The sequence below is a fragment of the Mesorhizobium sp. P2_C4 genome, assembly GCF_056404575.1.
This window is the reverse complement of sequence record NZ_JBFUDT010000004.1, coordinates 153,138-175,711: the sequence shown is the minus strand read 5'-3', so window position 1 is coordinate 175,711 and position 22,574 is coordinate 153,138. Positions and strand designations below refer to the sequence as shown.

17 protein-coding genes are annotated in these 22,574 nt (G+C 60.3%); 14 read left to right on the top strand and 3 right to left on the bottom strand.

The window, feature by feature from the left end:
• Positions 1-669 precede the first annotated feature (669 nt).
• The 3 genes from AC1DX6_RS17335 to AC1DX6_RS17325 are packed head-to-tail and all read left to right on the top strand — an operon-like array spanning position 670 to position 4,278.
• Positions 670-1,884, top strand: coding sequence for a glycosyltransferase family protein (locus AC1DX6_RS17335; protein WP_477315425.1), 1,215 nt, complete (start codon positions 670-672; stop codon positions 1,882-1,884).
• A 1-nt stretch (position 1,885) separates the two neighbouring features.
• On the top strand, positions 1,886-3,130 hold the full coding sequence (locus AC1DX6_RS17330) for a glycosyltransferase family 4 protein (protein WP_477315423.1): 1,245 nt from the start codon (positions 1,886-1,888) through the stop codon (positions 3,128-3,130).
• A complete protein-coding gene (locus tag AC1DX6_RS17325) occupies positions 3,127-4,278 on the top strand; it encodes a glycosyltransferase family protein (protein ID WP_477315421.1) in 1,152 nt (383 codons plus the stop codon). The genes AC1DX6_RS17330 and AC1DX6_RS17325 overlap by 4 nt, the downstream gene beginning before the upstream one ends.
• Positions 4,279-4,304: 26 nt before the next feature.
• Here AC1DX6_RS17325 and AC1DX6_RS17320 read toward each other — a convergent pair whose 3' ends face one another.
• Positions 4,305-4,976, bottom strand: a complete 672-nt coding sequence (locus tag AC1DX6_RS17320) for a class I SAM-dependent methyltransferase (RefSeq protein ID WP_477316452.1) — start codon at positions 4,974-4,976, stop codon at positions 4,305-4,307.
• A gap of 271 nt (positions 4,977-5,247) precedes the next feature.
• Between AC1DX6_RS17320 and AC1DX6_RS17315 the strand changes: the two genes are divergently transcribed.
• The 3 genes from AC1DX6_RS17315 (at position 5,248) to AC1DX6_RS17305 (ending at position 9,592) form a co-directional block, all read left to right on the top strand.
• Positions 5,248-7,962 carry an ABC transporter transmembrane domain-containing protein gene (locus AC1DX6_RS17315; protein WP_477315419.1) on the top strand — a complete coding sequence of 905 codons (2,715 nt, stop codon included), beginning with the start codon at positions 5,248-5,250 and terminating at the stop codon, positions 7,960-7,962.
• A gap of 192 nt (positions 7,963-8,154) precedes the next feature.
• The gene (locus AC1DX6_RS17310; RefSeq protein WP_477315417.1) at positions 8,155-8,604 is read left to right on the top strand and encodes a cyclic nucleotide-binding domain-containing protein; all 450 of its coding nucleotides are present in this window, start codon (positions 8,155-8,157) and stop codon (positions 8,602-8,604) included.
• 133 nt (positions 8,605-8,737) lie between these two features.
• Positions 8,738-9,592 carry an MBL fold metallo-hydrolase gene (locus AC1DX6_RS17305; RefSeq protein ID WP_477315415.1) on the top strand — a complete coding sequence of 285 codons (855 nt, stop codon included), beginning with the start codon at positions 8,738-8,740 and terminating at the stop codon, positions 9,590-9,592.
• An 87-nt stretch (positions 9,593-9,679) separates the two neighbouring features.
• Here the strand turns inward: AC1DX6_RS17305 and AC1DX6_RS17300 are convergent, their stop codons facing one another.
• Entirely contained in the window at positions 9,680-10,429 is a 750-nt protein-coding gene (locus AC1DX6_RS17300; protein WP_477315413.1) for a polysaccharide deacetylase family protein, read from the bottom strand.
• Positions 10,426-11,514: a glycosyltransferase family 4 protein gene (locus AC1DX6_RS17295; protein WP_477315411.1), complete on the bottom strand. Its 1,089-nt coding sequence runs from the start codon at positions 11,512-11,514 to the stop codon at positions 10,426-10,428. The genes AC1DX6_RS17300 and AC1DX6_RS17295 overlap by 4 nt, the downstream gene beginning before the upstream one ends.
• Positions 11,515-11,588: 74 nt before the next feature.
• Between AC1DX6_RS17295 and AC1DX6_RS17290 the strand changes: the two genes are divergently transcribed.
• The 8 genes from AC1DX6_RS17290 (at position 11,589) to AC1DX6_RS17255 (ending at position 22,541) form a co-directional block, all read left to right on the top strand.
• Positions 11,589-12,767, top strand: a complete 1,179-nt coding sequence (locus tag AC1DX6_RS17290) for a DUF3095 domain-containing protein (protein ID WP_477315409.1) — start codon at positions 11,589-11,591, stop codon at positions 12,765-12,767.
• Between the two features lie 114 nt (positions 12,768-12,881).
• On the top strand, positions 12,882-14,225 hold the full coding sequence (locus AC1DX6_RS17285; RefSeq protein WP_477315407.1) for a nucleotide sugar dehydrogenase: 1,344 nt from the start codon (positions 12,882-12,884) through the stop codon (positions 14,223-14,225).
• Positions 14,226-14,458: 233 nt separating this feature from the next.
• Positions 14,459-15,799, top strand: coding sequence for an adenylate/guanylate cyclase domain-containing protein (locus tag AC1DX6_RS17280; protein ID WP_477315405.1), 1,341 nt, complete (start codon positions 14,459-14,461; stop codon positions 15,797-15,799).
• A gap of 154 nt (positions 15,800-15,953) precedes the next feature.
• Complete coding sequence (locus tag AC1DX6_RS17275; protein ID WP_477315403.1) at positions 15,954-17,858, top strand: ABC transporter ATP-binding protein; 1,905 nt, start codon at positions 15,954-15,956, stop codon at positions 17,856-17,858.
• Positions 17,855-19,753 carry an ABC transporter substrate-binding protein gene (locus AC1DX6_RS17270; RefSeq protein WP_477315401.1) on the top strand — a complete coding sequence of 633 codons (1,899 nt, stop codon included), beginning with the start codon at positions 17,855-17,857 and terminating at the stop codon, positions 19,751-19,753. Before AC1DX6_RS17275 ends, AC1DX6_RS17270 begins: the two co-directional genes overlap by 4 nt.
• A 2-nt stretch (positions 19,754-19,755) precedes the next feature.
• Positions 19,756-20,754 carry an ABC transporter permease gene (locus AC1DX6_RS17265; RefSeq protein WP_136617148.1) on the top strand — a complete coding sequence of 333 codons (999 nt, stop codon included), beginning with the start codon at positions 19,756-19,758 and terminating at the stop codon, positions 20,752-20,754.
• Positions 20,751-21,932: an ABC transporter permease gene (locus AC1DX6_RS17260; protein WP_477315399.1), complete on the top strand. Its 1,182-nt coding sequence runs from the start codon at positions 20,751-20,753 to the stop codon at positions 21,930-21,932. Before AC1DX6_RS17265 ends, AC1DX6_RS17260 begins: the two co-directional genes overlap by 4 nt.
• A 129-nt stretch (positions 21,933-22,061) precedes the next feature.
• Positions 22,062-22,541, top strand: a complete 480-nt coding sequence (locus AC1DX6_RS17255; RefSeq protein WP_477315397.1) for a class I SAM-dependent methyltransferase — start codon at positions 22,062-22,064, stop codon at positions 22,539-22,541.
• The last annotated feature ends 33 nt before the right edge of the window (positions 22,542-22,574 follow it).

Here is a 22,574-nt window from a genome sequence, read left to right as displayed (position 1 = left end):
AAGGCCCCAATCTAAATATGTCTCTTGAAAATCAACAGCTTGCCCATATCCGAGGCTCAATTGACGATGTGGCGTAGATTGCGAAGCCCGGCGAACTTGTCCTTTATGCCGATCAAGCAATTGGGTATATTGGCAGGATAGCGGAATTCGCCTTCACCGCTCTGAAACCAGTGGAGTTCGGAGAGATAGGAGTTAATTGGAATCAAGAGGGATGGCTTCTGCCGATCTTTTGGACACCGCTTTGCCCTTCGATCCATCCCAAAACAATAGTAGGGAGTCTCGGCCCGCTCCTGCCGAGGCGATATTCGCCATTCCATCCAGTTTCGGGCTCAGGTAATTAGAAAGCCTATCTGACAGGCATTCCACAGGATACCTTCAAATTGGTGATAGCCGGCGCCACTTTCAGCCACGAGGCGCTGTCACGCGGCGGCTCGGATAGCCCGACCTTTGGAGTGATAATGAGCTTTGGACGACATTGTCGAACGTCGTATGCGGACGACGATCAGCTTGAAGACACGATCAAGAAGAGCGTCATCCTTGGACCCTCCTGGGTAATACGAATTGAAAATTGCGCCCTCATGTTTCAAAACAGATCGGTAGACCGGGATGGTTTCGAAGCCTGCGGTCGCTCACGGTCCTCAAGGCGAGAATTCTAAGAGACGTTCAACAATGACCCAGCACGTACATAACGCTCGAATTCTCATGTACAGCCACGACACGTTCGGGCTCGGCCACTTGCAGCGCTGCCGGACGATCGCGCATTCGCTGGTCGAGGATTTCCGCGGACTTCAGGTGCTTATCATATCAGGTGCGACTATCGCTGGCGCCTTCGACTACCGCGCCCGTGTCGACTTCGTGAAGATCCCCAGCGTCATCAAGTTGCGCAACGGTGAATACACCTCGCTGGAAAAGGATATCGATCTGCATGAGACGCTAAGGATGCGCCAATCGATCATCCGCCACACCGCCGAGACGTTCCGGCCGGATATCTTCATCGTCGACAAGGAACCGCTCGGCCTGCGCGGCGAGATCGAGGACACGCTGTCCTACCTCAAGACGCGGGGCACCACGCTCGTGCTTGGGCTGCGCGAGGTGATGGACGCGCCGCATCTGCTCGAAGCAGAGTGGGCACGCAGGGATGTGATGCGCAAGATAGGCCTGTTCTACGACAAGGTCTGGGTCTATGGTCCGCCGGATTTCTACGATCCGTTGACCGGCCTGGATGTGCCGCCGGCGGTCAGGGCAAAGATGAAATTCGTCGGTTTCCTGCAACGGAGCCTGCAGAAGAACGAGTTGCCGGGCCACCGGCCCGAGGGCGACTATATCCTCGTTACCACCGGTGGCGGCGGTGACGGCGCAGAGCTGATTCACGACGTCATCGATGCCTATCAGCAGGATTCGCAGTTGCAGCATAGGGCGCTGATCGTGCTTGGGCCTTACATGCCAGCGCGCAAGCGCAACAAGCTGCTCAAGAAGGGGGCCAAGATCCCCTATATCAAGATCATCGAGTTCGACAACCGCATGGAAGACCTGATTGCCGGCGCCAAGGCGGTGGTGGCTATGGGCGGTTACAACACCTATTGCGAGATACTGTCTTTTGACAAGCCGGCGCTGATCGTGCCGCGCGTCAAGCCTCGCGAAGAACAACTGATCCGTGCACGGCGCGCAGCCGAACTCGGCCTTGTCGAGATGCTTTTGCCGGAAGAAGCCGAGGATTCCCAGCGGTTTGCCGATGCACTGGAGGTGCTGCCGGACCGACCCCGCCCATCGCAGAGCAATCCGCATCTGACGTTGGAAGGGCTGCCTCATATTTCCGAAATCGTCGCGGAATTGCTCGACCGGCGGGCCGGCCATCACCTTTCGGTCATTGAGGGAATGAACTGAGTTGCAACATCGCAAGATCGTCGTGGTTCTGAAGGGCTATCCGCGGCTGTCGGAAACCTTCATCGCCCAGGAGCTGCTCGGTCTGGAGCGTGCGGGGTTCGACCTGATACTCTTCGCGCTCAGGCGGCCGACCGACGCAAAACGCCACCCCGTGCATGACGAGATCAAAGCGCCCGTCCATTATCTGCCGGAATATCTGCATGACGAGCCGCTGCGCGTGGTTCGCTCGCTGTTTGCTTATCTGCTGCGGCCCCGCTTCTGGCGTGCGCTCGGATCGCTGGCCGCCGATCTCCCCCGCGACTTTACGCGCAATCGCGTGCGCCGCTTCGGGCAAGCGCTCGTGCTGGCGGCCGAATGGCCGGAAGACGCTGTCTGGCTGCATGCACATTTCGCGCACACGCCGGCATCGGTGACGCGCTATGCCAGCCAGCTTCGTGGCCTCCCCTGGAGCTGCTCAGCCCATGCCAAGGACATCTGGACTTCGGCGGATTGGGATCTGGCTGGCAAGCTTGCCTCGGCGCGCTGGACGGTCACTTGCACGAAAACCGGCTTCGACCGCCTGAAAAAACTCGCTAACGGCAAGCCGTCTGTGCATCTGAGCTATCATGGGCTCGACCTTGATCGCTTCGGCATTTTCGGCGAGGTGCGAAAACAGCATGACGGCTCGGTGCCGGTCGAACCGGTTATCGTTCTGAGTGTCGGGCGCGCCGTTGAAAAGAAAGGTTACGATACCTTGCTGGAGGCCCTTGCCCTCTTGCCTGGTGATTTGGCGTGGCGTTTCGAGCATATCGGCGGCGGCGAGGAACTGGAACGGCTCAAGGCGCTGGCGCAAAAGCTCGGACTGGATGGTCGCGTCTCTTGGAAGGGTGCGCTTGCGCAGGAGGAGGTGCTCGAGCACTACCGCTGCGCCGACATCTTCGCCCTGGCCTGCAGGATCACCGCAAATGGCGACCGGGACGGCCTGCCGAATGTTCTGGTGGAGGCGGCTAGCCAGCGGCTAGCCTGCGTGTCGACCGATATTTCCGGCGTGCCGGAGCTTTTATTGCCGGATGAAACCGGGCTGCTGGTTCCCTCGGAAAACCCAATTGCCCTAGCACAGGCGCTGGAGCGCCTGATCCGTGATCCCGTGCTGCGCGCCCGCCTCGGCGACGCCGCAGAGGCGCGCGTGCGCGGCAATTTCGATCATATGGCAAGCATTGGACAGCTCAAGGAACTGTTCGAGCGGGAGTGGCGGGCCGCCGAATGAAGCGGCTGCGCGCTTTCTTCTATGTCCAGCACCTGCTCGGCATCGGCCATCTCGCGCGCGCCAGCCGCGTTGCGGCAGCTCTGGTCGATGACGGGTTTGACGTAACCGTGGTGACCGGGGGAGCGCCGGTCGCGGGGTTTCCTGCCCTGGGTGTAAAATCTGTAATCTTGCCACCTGTCACCTCCGGCGATGAAGGATTTTCCGGACTTGTCGACCTGCAGGGCAAACCCGTCGACGATGATTTCAAGAAACGGCGTTCAGAGATGCTGCTGCAGGCATTCCGGGATTGCAGGCCTGATATCGTCATTGTCGAGGCGTTTCCATTTGGACGCCGGCAGATGCGTTTCGAACTCCTGCCGCTGATCGAGGCCATCGAGGCGGCGTCGCCCAGACCGCTGCTGGTGACGTCCGTCCGTGATATCCTTCAGGAGCGCGTCAAGCCGGGCCGAAACGAGGAAACGGTCGATCTCATCAACAGGCATTTCGACCTTGTTATGGTCCACGGCGATCCGGCTTTCGCAACCATCGATAAGACATTTCCACTGGCTGGGGCGATCAGGGCCGAGGTCACCTACACAGGGCTCGTTGCCGCGCCGCCATCGCCCGCGGCCTCCGAGCGCTTCGACGTTCTGGTGTCGGTTGGCGGCGGGGCTGCCGGAAAGCGCCTTGTCAGCTCCACCATCGCAGCGGCGCGGAATGCCAATAACGGCTGGAAATGGTGCTTGATCACCGGCCCCAACCTGCCGAAAGACGAGTTCGACGCGATCGCACGCGATGTCACGCCGAACCTGTCCATCTTCCGGTTCCGCGAGGATTTCGCCAGCCTGCTGACCGGCGCCCGCCTGTCAGTCTCGCAGGCGGGTTACAACACGGTCTGCGATGTCCTGCGCGCGGGTTGTCGCTCCCTGCTCGTTCCATTTGCAGCCGGCGGAGAAACCGAACAGACGGTTCGCGCCCTGATGCTCGAAGAACTCGGTCTTGCGACGGTGCTGATGGAAAAGGACCTAACGCCTGAAGGTTTGGCGCAAGCGATCGAACAGGCGCTTGCGGGACCGACGCCGGCCGCGCATCGTCTCGATCTGGACGGCGCGCACCGCTCGGCGCAAATCCTGCGCGAGCGGTATCGAAGCTGGTCCCTGAAAACCTGATCGCGTCTGGATTCGCGCAACGCGCTTCAAACAGTTCCAATCAGCATGAAGCGCGTATATTTTTTTGTCGGCAGTTCGCCGGAGAACCTGATCTCCCGCAGTGCCGCCATGGCTTCGAAGGCTGCCAGTGAAGCCACGCAGTTAATATGCGTCGGCTCGCTGAAATAGTCGTTCGATTGCAGTAGCACAGTCGTGCCCCGCGGAAGCAGGGAAAGCCAGGCGGGCAGATCGGCTATGTGTTCGCAGCTCGTATTGACGATCAGGTCGGCCCCTCCGGCCGCATAGTCGAGTGCGTACATGTCGTCCGTCAGCGCCCGGAAGCGGTCGCCGGCTTCCCGGTTGAGGGTCCGGGCGACCGCGCCGACTTCGGGATCGATGTCGATGCTGTCGACCGCCGCTATGTCGAAACGGGCGTCGTTGAAAAGCATTGCCGGCAACACGCCGTACCATCCACCCAAAACCCATATGCGACCGAACCGGCCGCCGCAGCTTTCGAACAGCCTGTCGAGCGCCCACATCTTGCAGGCGACCTGCTTGTGGTTGAAGGCGTTGGCAATATCGGCCTGCGGATGCTTGGCGATGACGCGCGCCAGCCCGGCCACGAGAGGGTGGTTGACATAGGCAGCAATTCCCCGCGTGAGGTCCAGGGCTTGCTCGTGCCCGTCAATGCCGGCATTGCGTGGTTGCGTGACATCCATCATATTCGTCTTGTATGGTGGGATTTCGGGCGACACAACGCAATCTTGCCCCCAGCAAGGCTGTTTGATCTGCGGACATGAATATGCTGCTAGCCGCTTCTCCATTGCCCGGTGCCGGAGAGTGCCGGTTCCATCTGTCCGGACCGTCGGCGTCCTCCATGCACCGCAGCTTCAAGCTTGTCGCTGGCGACGAAGACATCGCCGATACGCCATTCGCCGGCAGGTGCTTTTGCACCCTGCATCCTTCCAACTGAAGGATCCACAGTCGCATATGGAACCCAGCCTAGCCCGCTATATCTGGAAGCACACCAAGAAGCAGCAGATCTGGATATTGATGATCGTCCTGCTTTCGATGATCCCGTATTTCATGTCCTTCGACCTGCCGAAGCTGATCGTCAACGGCCCGATCCAAGGTAAGGGCTTCGAGCAACCCGGCGCGACCCTGCCCTTCATGAGGCTGCACTATAACCTGCCGTTCATTGGCGAGGTCCAGTTCTTCTCCGGTTTTCAGCTCGACCGCACGGCGACGCTGTTTGCCCTGAGCCTTGTCTTCCTCTTGCTAGTCGTCATCAACGGCCTGTTCAAACTCTACATCAACACCTACAAGGGCCGCCTCGGCGAACGCATGCTGCGGCGTATCCGCTTCGATCTGGTCGACCGTGTGCTGCGTTTTCCGCCGATTTACTTCAAGCGGGTGAAATCCGCCGAAGTGGCGACCATGGTGAAGGACGAGGTGGAGCCGCTGGGCGGGTTCATTGGCGATGCCTTCCTGCAGCCGGTACTGCTCGGCGGCCAGGCGCTGACGGCCATGCTGTTCATCATGATCCAGAACGTCTGGCTCGGAATGATAGCCGTCGTGATCGTGGTGATCCAGATCGTGCTCATCCCGCGAATGCGGCGGCGGCTGATCGTGCTCGGGCGCCAACGGCAGTTGACGGCCCGCGCGCTTTCGGGCCGGGTTGGCGAAATCGTCGACGGCATCGGCGCGGTTCACGTCCACGATACATCAAACTATGAGCGCGCCGACATAGCTGCCCGGCTCGGGCTCATCTTCAAGATCCGCTTCGACCTTTACCAATGGAAATTCATGGTGAAGTTCCTCAACAATTTTCTCGCGCAGCTCACGCCCTTTCTGTTCTACATGATCGGCGGGTATCTGGTCATCCAGGGGCGGCTGGACGTCGGCCAGCTCGTGGCCGTGATCGGCGCCTACAAGGACCTGCCCGGACCGATGAAGGAACTGATCGACTGGGATCAGGACCGGCAGGATGTCCAGGTCAAATATCAACAGGTCGTTGAACAGTTCACCGTCGAGGGTCTAATCGCCCCGAAAATCGCGGCATTGACGATCGACAATCCCGATCCGATGACCAACCCCCTGTCGGCGATCAGTCTGTCCATAGCGGACGATGGCGGTGCAATGCTCCTCAACCGGATCTCCCTCCAGATCAAGCCGGGTGAGACGGTGGCGCTGGTCAGTACCGCAACAGGTGGAGCGGAGGCGCTTGCAGAAGCCTTCGCACGGCTGAACTGGCCGGACAGCGGAAGAGTCGCTTCGGGCGCCGACGACCTGCTTGAACTCCCCGAAGCAGTGACCGGCCGGCGCATGTCCTATGCCTCGTCGGATGTTTTCCTGTTCCAGGCAAGCCTCCGCGACAACCTGCTCTACGGGTTGAAGCATGCGCCGCTGACATCGGTGCCTTATGACGGTGCTGCGGCAGACCAGCACCGCTGGAACATCGACGAGGCACGCCGGTCGGGCAATCCGGATCTTGATATCCACAGCGACTGGATCGACTATGCTTCCGCCGGTGCTACCGGCCCGCACGACCTCTTTGAAGCCGTGCGCCGGGTGCTCGACGCGGTTGTTCTGTCGCGCGACATTCTGGATCTTGGCTTGCGCTCTTCGGCCGACCTCACGCGTCACACGGAGCTTGCCAGCCGGATCATCGAACTGCGTGCGGCGCTGCGAACCCGGCTGGAACATGAAGGGCTGAGCGGACTGGTGGTTCCTTTCGAACCTGGCGCCTACAACAAGGAAGCAACGATCGGCCAAAACCTGCTCTTCGGCGCTGCCGCCGGCCCCGAACTGGCTGACAGGGCCCTGGCGGCCAATCCCTATTTTGTTTCTGTGCTGAAGCAAGCCGGCCTCGACCTCACGCTCTACGAAATGGGCATGGAGATCGCCAAACAGGCGATCGAGCTGTTTGCCGACCTGCCGCCCGATCACCAATTCTTCCAGCAGCTCGCCTTCATGAGCGCCGAGGAGATACCCGCCTACGAAACCTTGCTGCAACGGCTCAAGAACCGTCCTCACGAGGCGGTTTCGGAGAACGATCGCGCCATGATCGTCACCTTGAGCTTTGCCTATATCGAGCCCCGGCACCGCTTCGGCCTGCTGAGCGACGAGTTGATGAGCAAGATCGTCGCTGCACGCAACCGGTTCTATGAAAACCTGCCGCCCGAACTGCAAAATGCGGTCGAACGGTATGATCCTGCCAAATACATTGCCGCGGCCACCGTGATGGATAACGTCCTGTTCGGGCGTGTGGGCAACAACCATCCCGACGCGCCGGACCGCATACGCTCCATCGTCTATGACATTCTTGACGAACTGGGGCTTTATGCCGAACTTCTGGATGTCGGCCTTGACTTCAACGTCGGCTCCGCCGGCAGGCGGCTGACCGGTGGACAGCGACAGAAGCTCGATGTTGCCCGGGCCCTGCTCAAGCGTCCCGATTTTCTCATTCTCAACCGGCCGCTGTCGGCGCTCGACCAGCGCATGCAGGATAAGGTGCTGCGAAACGTGCTCGAGGAAGCCAAGCGCGACGGCCATTCGCCGGCAATTGTGTGGGTCGTGACGAATCCGGCAATGGCGATGATGTTCGATCGCGTTATCGTCTTCGACTCGGGTCAATTGGTGGAAGACGGGACACACGAGACACTTTTGGCAGGGAACGGTATTTTCAAGGAATTGCTGTCATAGAGGCATTGGACATTCAGATGGGATCATTCTGCCGGTGGGAACTTGCTGCAAGGTCAAAGGATTAAGGTTTCCGGCTGATCGGGCTCGCCACCTTTCGCGTGGCTCGTCTGGCCATCCGGTAACAGAATTGATTCCATCTGGGCGGCCGTTGCTCTAGTCTGGCAAACGCGAATTTTGGGAAGGTTTGCGAAAATGCTGCTCAAGGATGAAGTAGGAATGCTGCAACGCGTTCCCTTGTTCTCTGGCATCGAGCCGACAAAGCTCAAGCTGCTCGCGTTCACATCCGATCGGGTGAGCTACAGCACCGGCCAGATCCTTTTCCGGCAGGGCGACGAGGGAGACGCCGCCTATGTCATCCTTTCAGGCAGGGCGGATATTCTGGTCGATTCCGACAGCGGGCCGATAAAGGTTGCCGAACTGTTGCCAAATTCGATTGTTGGCGAGATCGCCATATTGTGCAACAGCTCCCGCACTGCCACCGTCAGAGCGGCAAGTCCGCTGGAAGTCTTGAGAATCCGCAAGGATCATTTCCTGAGGCTTATGAAGGAGTTCCCGGAAATGACCATCGAGATGGTGCGGGTTCTTGCCGATCGCCTGAGCCATACGACAGCGGATCTGATCGACGCACGAAGCGCCAAATGACGAATGACGTGCGCTCGATCCTCGCCGCGTGATGGCACTGGCCTCTTACTGACAAGGTCACCAGGAGAAAAACCTGTCTCGCCTAGCAACAGTTGTTTGGCTACGATGGGCGACTGGACTGCTAAGGGGTAGCATGGACGACGACGGTTTCCTGGTCAGGTTTTGGGGCGTCCGCGGCAGCATTCCGGTATCGGGTCCAGAATTCTCTCGCTATGGCGGCAACACAAACTGCATTGAGATGCGATGCGGCAAGCATACGCTTTTGTTCGATGCGGGCTCTGGCCTGCGGCCTGCCGGTGCGGTGCTTCGCGCGTCAGGCGTGACCGATTTCGACCTGTTCTTCACCCATTGCCACTACGATCACATCATCGGGCTGCCGGTTTTTAAGCCTATGTATGAACGGGGCATCAAGCTTACGCTCTGGTCCGGGCATCTCGCTGGACGCATGACGACCCGCGAGATGGTCGATGAGTTCATTCGGCCGCCGTGGTTTCCGGTGACACTCAATATCTGCAAGGCAAGCCTCGACTGCCGCGATTTCGTATCCGGAGATGTGCTTCGCCCGCGCGAAGGGGTGGTGGTGCGAACCGGCAGTCTTACCCATCCGGGCGGCTGCATAGGCTACCGGGTCGAATGGGGCGGCCGCGTCGTGGCGGTGATCACCGACACTGAGCACGAGCCGGGCAAACTCGATCAGGCGGTGCTTCGGCTGATCGAAGATGCCGACCTGGTCATTTACGATTGCACCTACACCGAGGAGGAAATGGAGCGCTACCGCGGTAACGGGCACTCGACGTGGCAACAGGGCGTCAAGCTCTGTGAGGCCGCCGGCGCGCGCGGGCTTGCGCTGTTTCACCACGATCCGACACGTACCGACGAGCAACTGGACGAGATGGAGAAACTGGCCAAAGACAGGTTTGCCGGCGCTTTTGCCGCGCGTGATGGCCAAACGCTCAAATTTCCAGTCTCGTTGCGCAAAGAGCGCTGAGCTATCTTCCTGTCCTTGTTTGAGCATGATCTCTGGACAAAACGGTTCCCGCTTTTGTCCGAGAAAACCGGATTCCACTTTTCGGGATCATGCTCCAGCGGCGCTGCGCCCGATCAATGTCCTGATCGGCAGCCATGGGCAGGCTTCAGTCTGTGCGGTGACTGTGAACAGCCGTTCGAGGAAAAGCCAGGCCGATTCATCATGGACGAGATGGTGGGTGAGCAGGCCGACCGGTTCGCCATGCTGCAATTGCGCGATGATGGCCTGAACCAGCAGGCCATGATCGCGGCAGCCGCGCGTGCCATGCCAATCCATGATGTCGACATTGCTGTTGATGACCGCCAGTGAAGCCGGCTTCGGCGGCCCATAGACCGACAATGCCGCAAATCCTATCGATCCAAGGTCGGATACCAAGCCGGCGTCGATCCTGTTCCAGGGCGGCACCAGCATAGGAACGGCACGTGCGCCGTGCAGGCCGGTCACGTGCGACAGCCCGCGAGCCAGATCGTCGAGCACAGCCTCGCGTGGCCTATGCGCGCCGAGCTCCTGCTTTTTCTGGCCCCCGGGCGCATGATTTCGGTGCGCCCAGCCATGGATGGCGACCGTGGCATGCGGCGCCTCGTCAAGCCGGACGACAAGCTTCCCGTCGGTCAGGGCCGGAATGACGGCCAGAGTGACCGGAACCGCGAATTCACCGGTGAGGTCAAGCAGCCGATCAAGCGCGGGCGTCGGTTCCACGGCGTCATCGTCGCGCAGCCAGAATTCTGCCTTGCGGCCCGCCCTTTGCCGGCGCGCCAGCGCTTCGACCAAGGGCTGCCAGATCGGATCGGATGTCATGACAGCGGGATCTTCCTGAGAAGTTCGGCCAGACGCGCCGCCGCACCACCGAGGGAGCGCTCTTCGAGGACGAAACGCCTGGCTTCTGCGGCCATGATGGTTCTTTCGTCGTTACGGGTCAGAAGCCTTTCAATGGCACAAGTGAACGCCGCCACATCGCCCGGCGGAGTGAGAAGCCCGGTCTGGCCATCCCGCACGACCTCCGGCACGCCGGCAATGTCCTGAGCCACCACCGGAAGGCCGGCGGCCTGCGCTTCAAGATAGGCAACGCCATAGGCTTCGCCGTAACCCGGCCAGACGTAAATTCCCCCGCTGTAAAGGACATCCGGCACGGTGGCCGGCTCGATCTCGCCAAGCCATTCGATACGGTCGGCAGGCAAGCCGGAGAATTGCGCTTTGATCTCGTCACGGGCAGGCCCGTCCCCGACCACAGATATGGTCCAGGGCAGGTGGCTGATCGAACCGAGCGCTTGCGCCAGCATGCGATAGCTTTCGACTTTGTCGCCCGGGCGCATCATGGCGACGGTGACGAGGCGCGTCGGACAACCCCGTCCCGGCATTTCCCGGAATGCCGATGTGTCGATGAAGGGCGAAAGCATGCCAAGAGCGGCGCCGGGAATCGCATCTGCCAGTCCCTGCCGATCCCTTTGCGTGAAGCAGATGTTCAGCGCCGCCTGTTCGATGGCTCGCGCCACCAATGCCTGGCTATCGGCCCACAAGCCGACGTTGCGCCGCCTGGAATATGAGGCTTCCGCCGTCACATAGGGGACAGCAAAGGCCGACGCCAGCTCGGGCCCGATCAGGTCGGGCGCCTTGTAATAGGGATGATAGGAGAACCAAAGATCGGGCTTGCCGTCACGGTCCCAAAGCCTTGTCAGCCGCGCGGCTTCGTCCCGAGCATCGATCTTGAGCGCATCGAAACTTTTCGGCTCCGGCTGGCGTAGATAGAAGCGGAACTCCGATGCCAGTTCGACGCTATGCCCGCCATGCTGCAGCGCCTGGACCAGCATCCGTGCCATCTGGCGGTCGCCGGAGACAACGGGATGATTGGGCGACTTCAGCGGTGCGTAGAAGGCAATTCGCATCGCGCGATCCTATCATCGCAAAGCCTGCGCAAGTCAATTTCGACGCATGATCGACTTCACCTTCAAGCACTGGAATGTGCTATCTGATGCTCATGGAAACAGCTGTCGCGTCCGACCCATTTGTCGCTTCTTTGCCGGTCTTCGCAAAGTTCGAAAGCGTTGCCGATATCGATAACTATCGGCCTCTCCCCGATGGCTGGGCGCTGGCTACCGCCGACATCGTCGGCTCGACCAAGGCGATCGAGGCCGGGCGCTATAAAACCGTCAATATGGCGGGCGCCAGCGTCATTTCGGCGCTGCTCAATGCGCTTGGTCGGCAAGATCTTCCGTTTGTCTTCGGCGGCGACGGCGCACTCGTGGCGTTTCCCGGCTCGGCGCTGGAGATCGCCCGTAACGCGCTAGCTTCTGTCCAGAGATGGGTGGCGGACGAACTGGACCTGACCTTGCGTGCGGCAATCGTGCCGATAAAGGACATAAGAGCGCAAGGCCTCGACGTTCGCGTGGCGAGGTTCCAGGCCTCCGAAGCGGCCTTCTATGCCATGTTCGCCGGCGGTGGCGGCAGTTGGGCGGAAGCCGAAATGAAAGCGGGGCGCTACCGCATCGACCCCGCGCCGGCCGGCGCGCGGCCGGATCTGACCGGCCTCTCCTGTCGCTGGAACCCGATTGAAGCACGGCACGGCGAAATCGTCTCGATCATAGCCATACCAGGGGCATCGCGCGACTTGCGCGGTTTTCAGTTCCTGGCTTCCGACATCATCGCGCTTGCCAGCAGGCAGGAACGCGATGGCCACCCGGTGCCGGTAGACGGGCCGGCCTACAGTCTTCTGCCCGCCGGCCTCGATGTGGAGGCGCGGGCCACTGCGCCGCCAGGGCGGCGGTGGCTCGTGAAGCTATGGGTGATGTTCCTGATGACGCTTACGGCCGTCACCGATAGATTTGGCTGGACGATCGGCCGTTTCGATCCGAAGGTCTACAAACGCGAGGTGGCCAGCAATTCGGATTTCCGGAAGTTCGACGACGGCTTGAAGATGACCATCGACGTTGACGCGGATGTGTTGCAACGGATCGAGAGCCGGCTGAAACAGGCGGAAGAGGCGGGCATTTGCAGCTATGGCCTGCACCGCCAGCAGTCGGCCTTGATGACATGCCTCGTCATCTCGCCGCTGCAGCCCGATCACGTTCATTTCATCGATGGCGCCGACGGCGGCTATGCGATGGCTGCCGCAAGCCTGAAGGCGAAGGCGCGGGTCTGATGACGGCTTGCGGAAATCGATTTTCGGCAATATGCCTCGGCCATGGTTCTCGGGACCCGGTGAGCCTCGCCATGGGCGCGGGTAGTCTGTCCGAATTGACGGGAAAGCAGATTTTTGGACGCCTCACGATCGACATATGACCGTCTTCTCAACCGGATTTCGACGCGCGCCGCGCAAGTCGGTGTGATCGGACTGGGCTATGTCGGGTTGCCGCTGTCGGTTGCGATCGCACGCGCCGGCTTCCCGGTTTCCGGCTTCGACATCGAAGCCCAGAAGGTTGAGAGCCTGAACAACGGCCAATCCTACATCGAGGCGGTGACGTCGACAGCCCTTGCCGGCCATGTGGCGAGCGGACGGTTCCGCGCCACTGCGGATTTTGCCGAACTGACCGTCTGCGATGTCATCATCATCTGCGTTCCGACACCGCTGACGAAACACCGTGAGCCGGACCTCTCCTTCGTCAGGAACACGGCAGGCACCATCGCCAAGCATCTGCGTCTCGGCCAGCTGATCGTGCTGGAATCGACCACCTATCCCGGCACCACAGACGACGTGATCAAGCCCATACTGGAAGAAACCGGCTTGCAGTCGAAGATAGACTTCTTCCTCGGCTTCTCGCCCGAACGCGAGGATCCTGGCAACCGCAGCTTTGAAGTCGCGACGATCCCCAAGGTCGTGGCAGGCGACGGCATTGAAGCGGCGACGCTCGTACAGGCTTTCTACCAGGGCGTGGTCGAGACCGTCGTTCCGGTTTCCACCACGGCGACCGCCGAGGCGGTCAAGCTGACGGAAAACATCTTCCGCTCGGTCAATATAGCCCTCGTCAACGAGTTGAAGATCGTGCTCGGTGCGATGGGCATCGACATCTGGGAGGTGATCGAGGCGGCAAAGACCAAGCCCTTCGGCTACATGCCTTTCTATCCTGGCCCCGGACTTGGCGGGCACTGCGTTCCGATCGATCCCTTCTACCTGACGTGGAAGGCGCGCGAATACGAACTGCCGACCCGCTTCATCGAGCTGGCGGCAGAGATCAACACGGCCATGCCTCGTCATGTGGTCGATGAACTGGCGAAGGCGCTGGACCGGCGCTGCGGCAAAGCGCTCAGCCGCTCGCGTATTCTGATCATCGGGCTAGCCTACAAGAAGAATGTGCCCGACATCCGCGAAAGCCCCTCATTGCGGCTCATTGAACTCATCGAGGAATGGGGCGGCAAGGCGGAATTTCACGACCCGCATGTTGCCGAGATCCCGACCACAAGGGAGCATATGGCGATAAAGGGGCGTCGCTCGGTCGAATTGACCGAGGCGGCCTTGAAGGATTTCGACGCTGTCGTCGTTGCAACCGACCACGACGCGATAGACTATCGGGCGATCGCTGATCACGCTCTTCTGATCGTCGACACACGCAATGTTTTTGGCCGCCTCGGGCTAGCCCGAGAGACGGTGGTGAAGGCCTGACGGCGTCTGAGCCGGCGAATTTGCCCGATGTCAGGATCGGGGTTGCACTCCGCCGGCAGCCTCGCCACATATGTGCCCCAGGAGATAAATGCAGTTACGCCTGCTCCTTGCCTGCAAGGAACAGTCATTCGGGAAATTCTTCGCCGGCTTTTGCCGCCGAAGCCGGCTTCATTCACTTCGAGGGTGTGACGGATCAAAGGAGATGGCTCGTCTTCGACGGGTTTCGAGATAGCATGAGCACAGCGCAAGCAGAAATTTCCACCATTCTCATGGATAAGGTTGCCGATTGGCTGACCCAATCAGCGCTGGCCGGCAACGACCTGGAAACATTGGTAAAAGGCTTTTGTGAACGGCTGGCTGCTGCCGGCCTGCCACTGAAGCGGGTGCATTTGAGTTTTTCGATGCTTCATCCGCTTTATGACGCGCTTGGCTTCACCTGGCTTCGCGGCCAGGGCCTGGAAATGGAAGGCTTCCGCAAGGAGGGCGGCGTGCCGTCCGACAGATTCCTGACCAGCCCATACTACCATCTGCTCAGCAACAACCTCGACCATCTGCGGCGCCGGTTCAACCCGTCGGTGCCGTCGGAGTTTCCTGTTTTCGATGAACTCAAGCTTATGGGCGTCACCGACTACATGGCTTTCGTCCATCCCTTCAACGGCAACACCAGTCAGGGCATGTTGGGGTCCTGGTCCACCGACAGTGCTTCAGGCTTCAGCGACAGCATGATTTCGGCGCTGCTGCGCATCCAGAACCATCTCGCTATCGCAACCAAGATGGCGGTGCTCACCAAGCTCGCCGACAATATGATGACCACTTATCTCGGCGGCGACGCCGGCAGGCGCGTGCTCGACGGCCAGATCAAGCGCGGCGAGGGCGACACAATCCGGGCGGCACTGGTCATGGGCGATATGCGCGGGTCGACAAGGCTTGCCCAAACCTCCGGCCGCGAAGTCTATATCGATACGCTGAACCAGTTTTTCGATGCCATTGCCGCACCGTTCAATCGCGAAGGCGGGCAGATCATGAGTTTCCTGGGGGATGGCTTCATTGCCGTCTACCCTTGCGAAAGGCACCGCGCGCAGTCCGAGATCGCCTGCCAGGCTGCTCTTGCGGCAGCGCACAAGGCCAGCGCGCGTATGATGGATCTCAATCAGCGCAGAAAGAAGCAGGGATTGGGCGACATAAAATTTGGTATCGGCCTGCATGTCGGCAATGTGATGTTCGGCAATGTCGGGCTTACCGACCGGCTCACATTCTCTGTCTTCGGCTCGGCTGTAAACGAGGTTCAGCGCCTCCAGACCCTGACCAAGAAATATCCGCACAGCGTTCTCGCCAGCAAAGACTTCGCCGGCTATTGCGGCACCAACAGCTGGCTGACGCTCGGCGAGGAGGAACTGGCGGGCTTCAAGCAGAAGCTGACGGTGCTTTCACCCGATCTGTCGGGTGCTCTCGCACTCGAGGAAGACGCTGCGCTGCAGCCGATTTACGATCGAAGATCGGACGCCGAGCAGCTCATGCTGCTTCATCGCGATGCCGCGCGGCTGTCGGCGGGCGACCCGAGCAAGCTCCAGTAACCGCCACGATCTGATCCGAACGCCTCTGGCAGTCCGGTCGCCGCTTCCGCCGAGGAACTCGTTTCGAATCCAAGTTGCTCTAGACTGGCAATGCGCTAGTCTCACTTTCTGGGCCTGCCGCCCGACAGGCTGCCAGAGTGGGGCTGGTGTGAGAATGAATTCGGATGTTGATCTGCTGCGGATCGAGGATGTTGGCATCTCTTTTGCCATTATCGGGGGACCGTTGCATGCCGTCAGGCGTGCAAATCTTCGCGTCCTGCCCGGCAAGGTTACCGCGCTTGTGGGCGAGTCAGGTTCCGGAAAATCGGTTCTCAGCCAGGCAGTGATGGGCATTTTGCCGAACACAGCCCATGTTCGCGGCCGTATCCTGTTTTCCGATCCTGAAAAGCCCGGCACGACGCAGGATATCCTGCAGATGCCGCGTGACGGACCCGAAATCCGGGCGTTGAGAGGCAGCCGCATCGGCAAGATCTTTCAGGAACCGATGACATCGCTGTCGCCGCTGCACACGATCGGCAACCAGGTCAGCGAATCCCTGCAGATTCATTCACCCATGGCTCGGGCGGAGCGCAAGGCGCGGACCGAGGAAATGCTCGGCCTTGTCGGCTTTCCCAATCCCAAGCGCGCCTATGACATGTATCCCTTTGAACTTTCGGGAGGATTGCGTCAACGCGCCATGATCGCCATGGCGCTTATCTGCCGGCCCGCTTTGTTGATCGCTGACGAGCCGACGACGGCATTGGACGTCACCATCCAGGCGCAAATCCTGCAATTGCTGCGCGAGCTTCAGACCAAGCTGAACATGGCGATGCTGCTGATCACACACGACCTCGGCGTTGTCGCCAATGTCGCCGACGAGGTGGTGGTCATCTACCATGGCGAGATCATGGAAGCGGGACCTGTGGAGGCGATATTCCGCCGACCAGGTCACCCTTACCTGAAGGGCCTGATGGCAGCCGTTCCGCATTTCGATCTGAAGCCTGGCGAAAGGCTAAAGGCGCTCCGCGAGGTGCCGGTGAATGTCGGGAACCTGCTGGGCAAGCAGACGGCGCCGGAATCGAAGGGGCCGGACGACATCCTGCTGTCGGTCAGGGATCTGAAAAAGGTCTTCACCATCCGCAACTCCGGATGGTTCGGCGGGAATCGTCAAACCTCCGTTCGCGCCGTGGACGGGGTGAGTTTCGACATCAGGCGGGCTGAGTGCCTGGGTCTGGTCGGTGAAAGCGGCTGCGGCAAAACCACCGTCAGCAAGATCCTGATGCGGGCTATCACCCCCAGCGGCGGCTCTGTGGTCTTCAACGGCCGCGAAGGACCGATCGACGTGCTGGAGGCCAAGGGAGACGCCCTGCGGTTGCTGCGCGCGAAAATCCAGATGGTCTTCCAGGATCCGGTTTCGTCGCTGTCACCTCGCATGACGGTGGAGAATATCTTGAGCGAGCCGCTGGAAATCCATCAGCGTGGCAATGCCGCGTCCCGGCTCGCCACGGTCAAGAGCCTGATGCAGGCAATCGGGCTCGATCCGCGCTTCATAAAGCGGTATCCGCACAGTTTCTCCGGTGGCCAACGTCAGCGTATCGGCATCGCGCGCGCGTTGGCGCTGGGACCTGAGCTCCTGATCTGCGACGAGCCGGTTTCGGCGCTCGATGTTTCTGTCCAGGCGCAGATCCTGAACCTTCTGAAGGACCTGCAGAAGGAACTGGGCCTGACCTACCTGTTCATATCCCACAATCTGGCGGTGGTGGATTACATGGCAGACCGCATCGCGGTGATGTGCGGCGGGCGTATCGTCGAGCTTGCGCCGCGCGAAATTCTGCTCAGGAAACCGGTTCACCCCTACACGCGCTCACTGGTCGCCGCGGTACCTTTCCCCGATCTCGACAGGCCGATGGATTTCAAGACGCTGAAGCTCAGCGGCGCTTCCGACACCAGCGCATGGGGACCGCAATTCCGCGACGAGGGCAACGTGGGCGACGAGGATATGCTGTCGCCGCTCGATCTTGGCGGCGGCCACCTCGTGCTGGCCAGGCGTTCGGCTGATGTCAGCGAGTTACGCCATTGATCAGCCGGCGCATCGTCCTTGGCTTCATGGCTTCGGCATTTCTGCCGGGCACGTCGCGCGCCGGCGATCTGGAGCCGGACTTTCTTCAGCCGCAGCTGAAGGCCAGGGCGCTGCCCGCACTCGCCGAACGCCTGCCCAAGAGCCCGCGCGCGTTGAATCTCGCTGCGATGGGCCGGCAGCCCGGCCAATATGGCGGCACGCTACGTACGATCATCGGCAGCCAGAAAGATATCCGGATGATGACGATCTACGGGTATTCTCGGCTGGTCGGCTATGACGAAAAGCTTAACTTGCAAGCCGACATTCTCGAAAGTTTCGACGTAGCGGATGATCGCATCTTCACGTTCAAGATACGGGAAGGACATAAATGGTCCGACGGCAGCCTACTGACGCCGGAGGATTTTCGCTATTGCTGGGAAGATGTCTGGCTGAACGATGAGCTTTCGCAAGGCGGGCTCGCCCCGGCCCTGCTGGCGGACGGCAAGCCGCCACGCTTCGAGATCGTCGATCCGTTGACGGTGCGCTACAGTTGGGATGCGCCCAATCCCGACTTCCTGCCCAAGCTCGCTGCTGCTGCGCCGACATCGCTTGTTCTGCCGGCCACCTATCTCAAGCAGTTCCACAAGAAATACCAGGATCCATTCCGGCTCGCTGGCCTGATGAAGGAGAACCGGGCCCAGAAATGGACGCTCCTGCATATCCGCATGTCGCGGCAGTATCGCCCGGAGAACCCGGAACTGCCGACTCTCGATCCCTGGCAGAACCGGACCAAGCCGCCGGCCGAGCAATTCGTCTTCGAGCGCAACCCGTTCTTTCATCGAATAGACGAGAATGGCCGGCAACTGCCCTATGTTGACCGGATCATCATGAATGTCAGCTCGTCGGCGATCATCTCCGCCAAGACCGGTGCGGGCGAGAGCGACCTGCAATGCATGGGAATTGACTTCAGCGACTACTCCTTCCTGAAGGACGCGGAGAAGCGCTACCCGGTGAAGATGCATCTGTGGAAACGCACACAGGGTTCGCGGCTGGCGCTGCTGCCCAATCTGAATTGTGCCGACCAGGTGTGGCGTGGCCTTTTGCGTGACGTGCGCGTGCGCCGCGCACTTTCGCTCGCTGTGGACAGGCGCGAGATCAATTTGGCCGTGTTCTACGGATTGGCGCAGGAAAGTGCCGATACGGTGTTGCCGGAGAGCCCGCTCTACCGGCCGGAATTCGCGAAAGCCTGGATCGCCCATGATCCCGACCAGGCCAATGCCCTGCTAGACGAGGTCGGACTTCAGGCACGTGACGATGACGGCGTGCGGATGCTTCCCGATGGACGCTCTGCGCAGATCATCGTGGAAACGGCCGGCGAAAGCACGCTGGAAACCGACGCGCTCGAACTCATCACCGATCACTGGCGCAAGATCGGCATCGCCCTGTTCATCCGGACTTCGCAGCGCGACATCTTCCGCAGCCGCGCGCTTGGCGGCCAGATCATGATGTCGATGTGGTCGGGCATCGATAATGGCGTGCCGACCGCCGACATGAATCCGTACCAGCTGGCCCCCACCATCGACGACCAATTGCAATGGCCACTCTGGGGTGCTCACTATCTGTCCCATGGCAAGATGGGTGAGGCGCCCGATCTTCCTGAAGTGGTCGAGTTGATGGCTTTGCTCAAGCGCTGGAACGGATCGACCGAAGCCACGGAGCGCGCCGAAATCTGGAATTCAATGCTGTCGATCTACACCGATCAGGTGTTTTCAATCGGCACGGTAAACGGAACGCATCAGCCGATTCTGGTGTCCTCGCGGCTTCGCAATCTGCCTGACAAGGCGCTCTACGGCTACGACCCGACCGCCTATTTCGGTGTCTACATGCCGGATACATTCTGGCTTGGAGGCTCCTGAGCGTGCTTCGATATCTTGTCTGGCGCATCGCCGTGATGGTTCCAACGCTGATGGTCATATCGGCGCTGGTGTTCACGATCATTGAGCTTCCGCCGGGCGACTATTTCGACAGCTATGTCGCCGAGCTTCGGGCCCAGGGCGAAGCGGTGGATTCCGATCGCATCGAGATGATGCGCAAGGAATATGGTTTCGACCAGCCGCCGGTCATTCGCTACTTCTACTGGGTCGGCGGGATGCTGCACGGCGATTTCGGCTATTCCTTCGAATATGAGCTGCCGGTTCGCGACGTCGTCGGGGACCGAATGTGGCTGACCGTGCTGGTTTCCTTCGTCACGATCATCTTCACCTGGCTCATCGCCTTTCCGATCGGCATGTACTCCGCCACGCATCAATACAGCTGGGGCGACTACGGCCTGACCTTCTTCGGCCTTCTCGGCCTTGCCATTCCGAATTTCATGCTGGCGCTGATCCTGATGTATTTCGCCAACATCTGGTTCGGCACGTCCATCGGCCATCTCATGGACCAGCAATATCTCGGCGAGCCGATGAGCTGGGCCAAGGCGAAGTCGATCCTCGCCCATCTCTGGATTCCGGTCTTGATCATCGGCACCGGGGGCACGGCAAGCATGATCCGGCGGCTGCGCGCCAATCTGCTCGATGAGCTGCACAAGCAATATGTCGTGACGGCACGCGCCAAGGGCCTTCATCCGTTCAAGGCATTGGTCAAATATCCGATGCGCATGGCGCTCAATTTCTTCATTTCGGATATCGGCTCTATCCTGCCGGCCATCATCTCCGGCGCCGAAATCACGGCGATCGTGCTGTCTTTGGAAACGACCGGGCCGATGCTGATCAAGGCGCTGCAAAGCCAGGATATGTATCTGGCAGGGTCGTTCCTGATGTTCCTCGCCTTCCTGACGGTTATCGGTGTGCTGATTTCCGACTTGGCGCTGGCGCTGCTTGATCCACGAATTCGTTTGCAAGGCGGCAGCACCAAATGAAGTCGGATTCGCCGCTGCCAGCTCCCGGTGCTCCACTGCAACACTACGTTTCCAACGCACCCTTTGACCTGCAGTCGGTCGAGGCGATGACGCCGGAGCAGTCGAAGGTCTTTCAGGCATCGCAGTTGCGGCTGATGTGGTGGAAATTCCGCAAGCACCGGCTTGCTGTCGTATCCGGCATATTCCTGGCTGCGCTTTATTTCGGGATACTGATCAGCGAGTTCCTGGCGCCTTACAATCTGCACACGCGCAACATGGACTACATCTATTCGCCGCCGCAGCAGGTGCACCTGTTCCACAACGGCGAGTTCGTCGGGCCGTTCGTCTATGGCCGTCAGATGAAGCTGGATATGGACACGCTCAAGCGGAACTACATCGAGAACCAGGATGATGTTCAGCGACTCCGTTTCTTCTGCAAGGGCGACAGCTACCAGTTCTGGGGCCTGATCGAAGGTGACAGGCATTTTGTCTGTCCTGCCGAAAACGGCCAGCTCTTTCTGGCCGGCACTGACAGGCTGGGGCGCGATGTGCTCTCGCGCATGATCTATGGCGCACGCATTTCACTGACAATCGGTCTCGTCGGCATCGCTTTCAGCTTCGTGCTCGGCATCGTCATCGGAGGACTGGCCGGTTATCACGGCGGTATCTTCGACCTTGTCGTTCAACGGATAATCGAAGTTCTGCAATCGATCCCCAGCATTCCGCTATGGCTGGCTCTGGCGGCGATCATGCCGATAACCTGGAGTCCAACCCTGATCTATTTCGGCATCACCGTCATCCTCGGACTGCTCGACTGGACCGGACTGGCGCGGGCCGTGCGTTCAAAGCTTCTGTCCTTGCGCGAGGAGGATTACGTTCTGGCCGCGCAGTTGATGGGCGCCGGGAGCAGCCGCATCATCAGGCGGCATCTCATTCCCGGCTTCATGTCGCATCTGATCGCGACGGCGACGCTCTCAATACCCGGCATGATCCTGGGTGAGACGGCGCTGAGCTTCCTCGGGCTCGGCCTGAGGGCGCCGATAACCAGCTGGGGCATCCTGCTCACAGAGGCGCGCAGCGTCAGCGTGATCGCGTTCTATCCATGGCTACTTTTGCCGATGCTCCCCGTCGTTCTCGTCATCATGGCGTTCAACTTCCTCGGCGACGGCTTGCGGGACGCCGCGGATCCCTACAAATGAGATCGCTGTTCCGCGGCGCGCCATGCCGGCGGTTCCAGCCGGCATGATGCTTGTCGGCGGCCTGTTCGGTTATTGCAATGTTCATCGTTCGCCTCTAAGTGCGGACTGGTTCGGGACATACAGTCACATATGAGTCGCCTCGACAATTTCATCAGCAGGATGACCGCGCAGCGCGACATTCTCAATCAAATCTGCCCCGAGGTGGCGAAGATGGAGGGGCCTGTGCTTGAGCTCGGCCTCGGCAATGGCCGGACGTTCCACCATCTGCGCGAGCGCCTGCCCGGACGCCGGATCGTGGTGTTCGACCGCGAAGTTGGCGCACACGCCAGTTCAATTCCCGAAGCTGAAAACCTCGTGCTCGGCGAAATACGCGAGACGGCGATCAGGTTCATTGGCATCGACGCCGCTCTTGTTCATGCCGACATCGGCACCGGCTATGACGATCGCGATGCAGTGACCTCTACCTGGCTTCCCGATCTGATTGCGCGCCTGCTTCGCGTCGGCGGCTTCGCGGTCAGCGGCACGCCGCTCGATCACCCGCTGCTGCAACGTCTCCCGCCGCCGACTTCGGAGCCCGCCGATCGTTATTTTCTCTGCAGGCGCGTGTGAGGGTTGGAGACGACCCAAGTCTTCAGGGACCAA

Excerpts from the sequence above, each read along its gene's own strand:
- AC1DX6_RS17335 (WP_477315425.1), top strand. The coding sequence starts at position 670 with ATGACCCAGCACGTACATAACGCTCGAATTCTCATGTACAGCCACGAC.
- AC1DX6_RS17325 (WP_477315421.1), top strand. The coding sequence starts at position 3,127 with ATGAAGCGGCTGCGCGCTTTCTTCTATGTCCAGCACCTGCTCGGCATC.
- AC1DX6_RS17320 (WP_477316452.1), bottom strand. The coding sequence starts at position 4,976 with ATGGATGTCACGCAACCACGCAATGCCGGCATTGACGGGCACGAGCAA.
- AC1DX6_RS17315 (WP_477315419.1), top strand. The coding sequence starts at position 5,248 with ATGGAACCCAGCCTAGCCCGCTATATCTGGAAGCACACCAAGAAGCAG.
- AC1DX6_RS17310 (WP_477315417.1), top strand. The coding sequence starts at position 8,155 with ATGCTGCTCAAGGATGAAGTAGGAATGCTGCAACGCGTTCCCTTGTTC.
- AC1DX6_RS17305 (WP_477315415.1), top strand. The coding sequence starts at position 8,738 with ATGGACGACGACGGTTTCCTGGTCAGGTTTTGGGGCGTCCGCGGCAGC.
- AC1DX6_RS17300 (WP_477315413.1), bottom strand. The coding sequence starts at position 10,429 with ATGACATCCGATCCGATCTGGCAGCCCTTGGTCGAAGCGCTGGCGCGC.
- AC1DX6_RS17295 (WP_477315411.1), bottom strand. The coding sequence starts at position 11,514 with ATGCGAATTGCCTTCTACGCACCGCTGAAGTCGCCCAATCATCCCGTT.
- AC1DX6_RS17290 (WP_477315409.1), top strand. The coding sequence starts at position 11,589 with ATGTGCTATCTGATGCTCATGGAAACAGCTGTCGCGTCCGACCCATTT.
- AC1DX6_RS17280 (WP_477315405.1), top strand. The coding sequence starts at position 14,459 with ATGAGCACAGCGCAAGCAGAAATTTCCACCATTCTCATGGATAAGGTT.
- AC1DX6_RS17275 (WP_477315403.1), top strand. The coding sequence starts at position 15,954 with ATGAATTCGGATGTTGATCTGCTGCGGATCGAGGATGTTGGCATCTCT.
- AC1DX6_RS17260 (WP_477315399.1), top strand. The coding sequence starts at position 20,751 with ATGAAGTCGGATTCGCCGCTGCCAGCTCCCGGTGCTCCACTGCAACAC.
- AC1DX6_RS17255 (WP_477315397.1), top strand. The coding sequence starts at position 22,062 with ATGAGTCGCCTCGACAATTTCATCAGCAGGATGACCGCGCAGCGCGAC.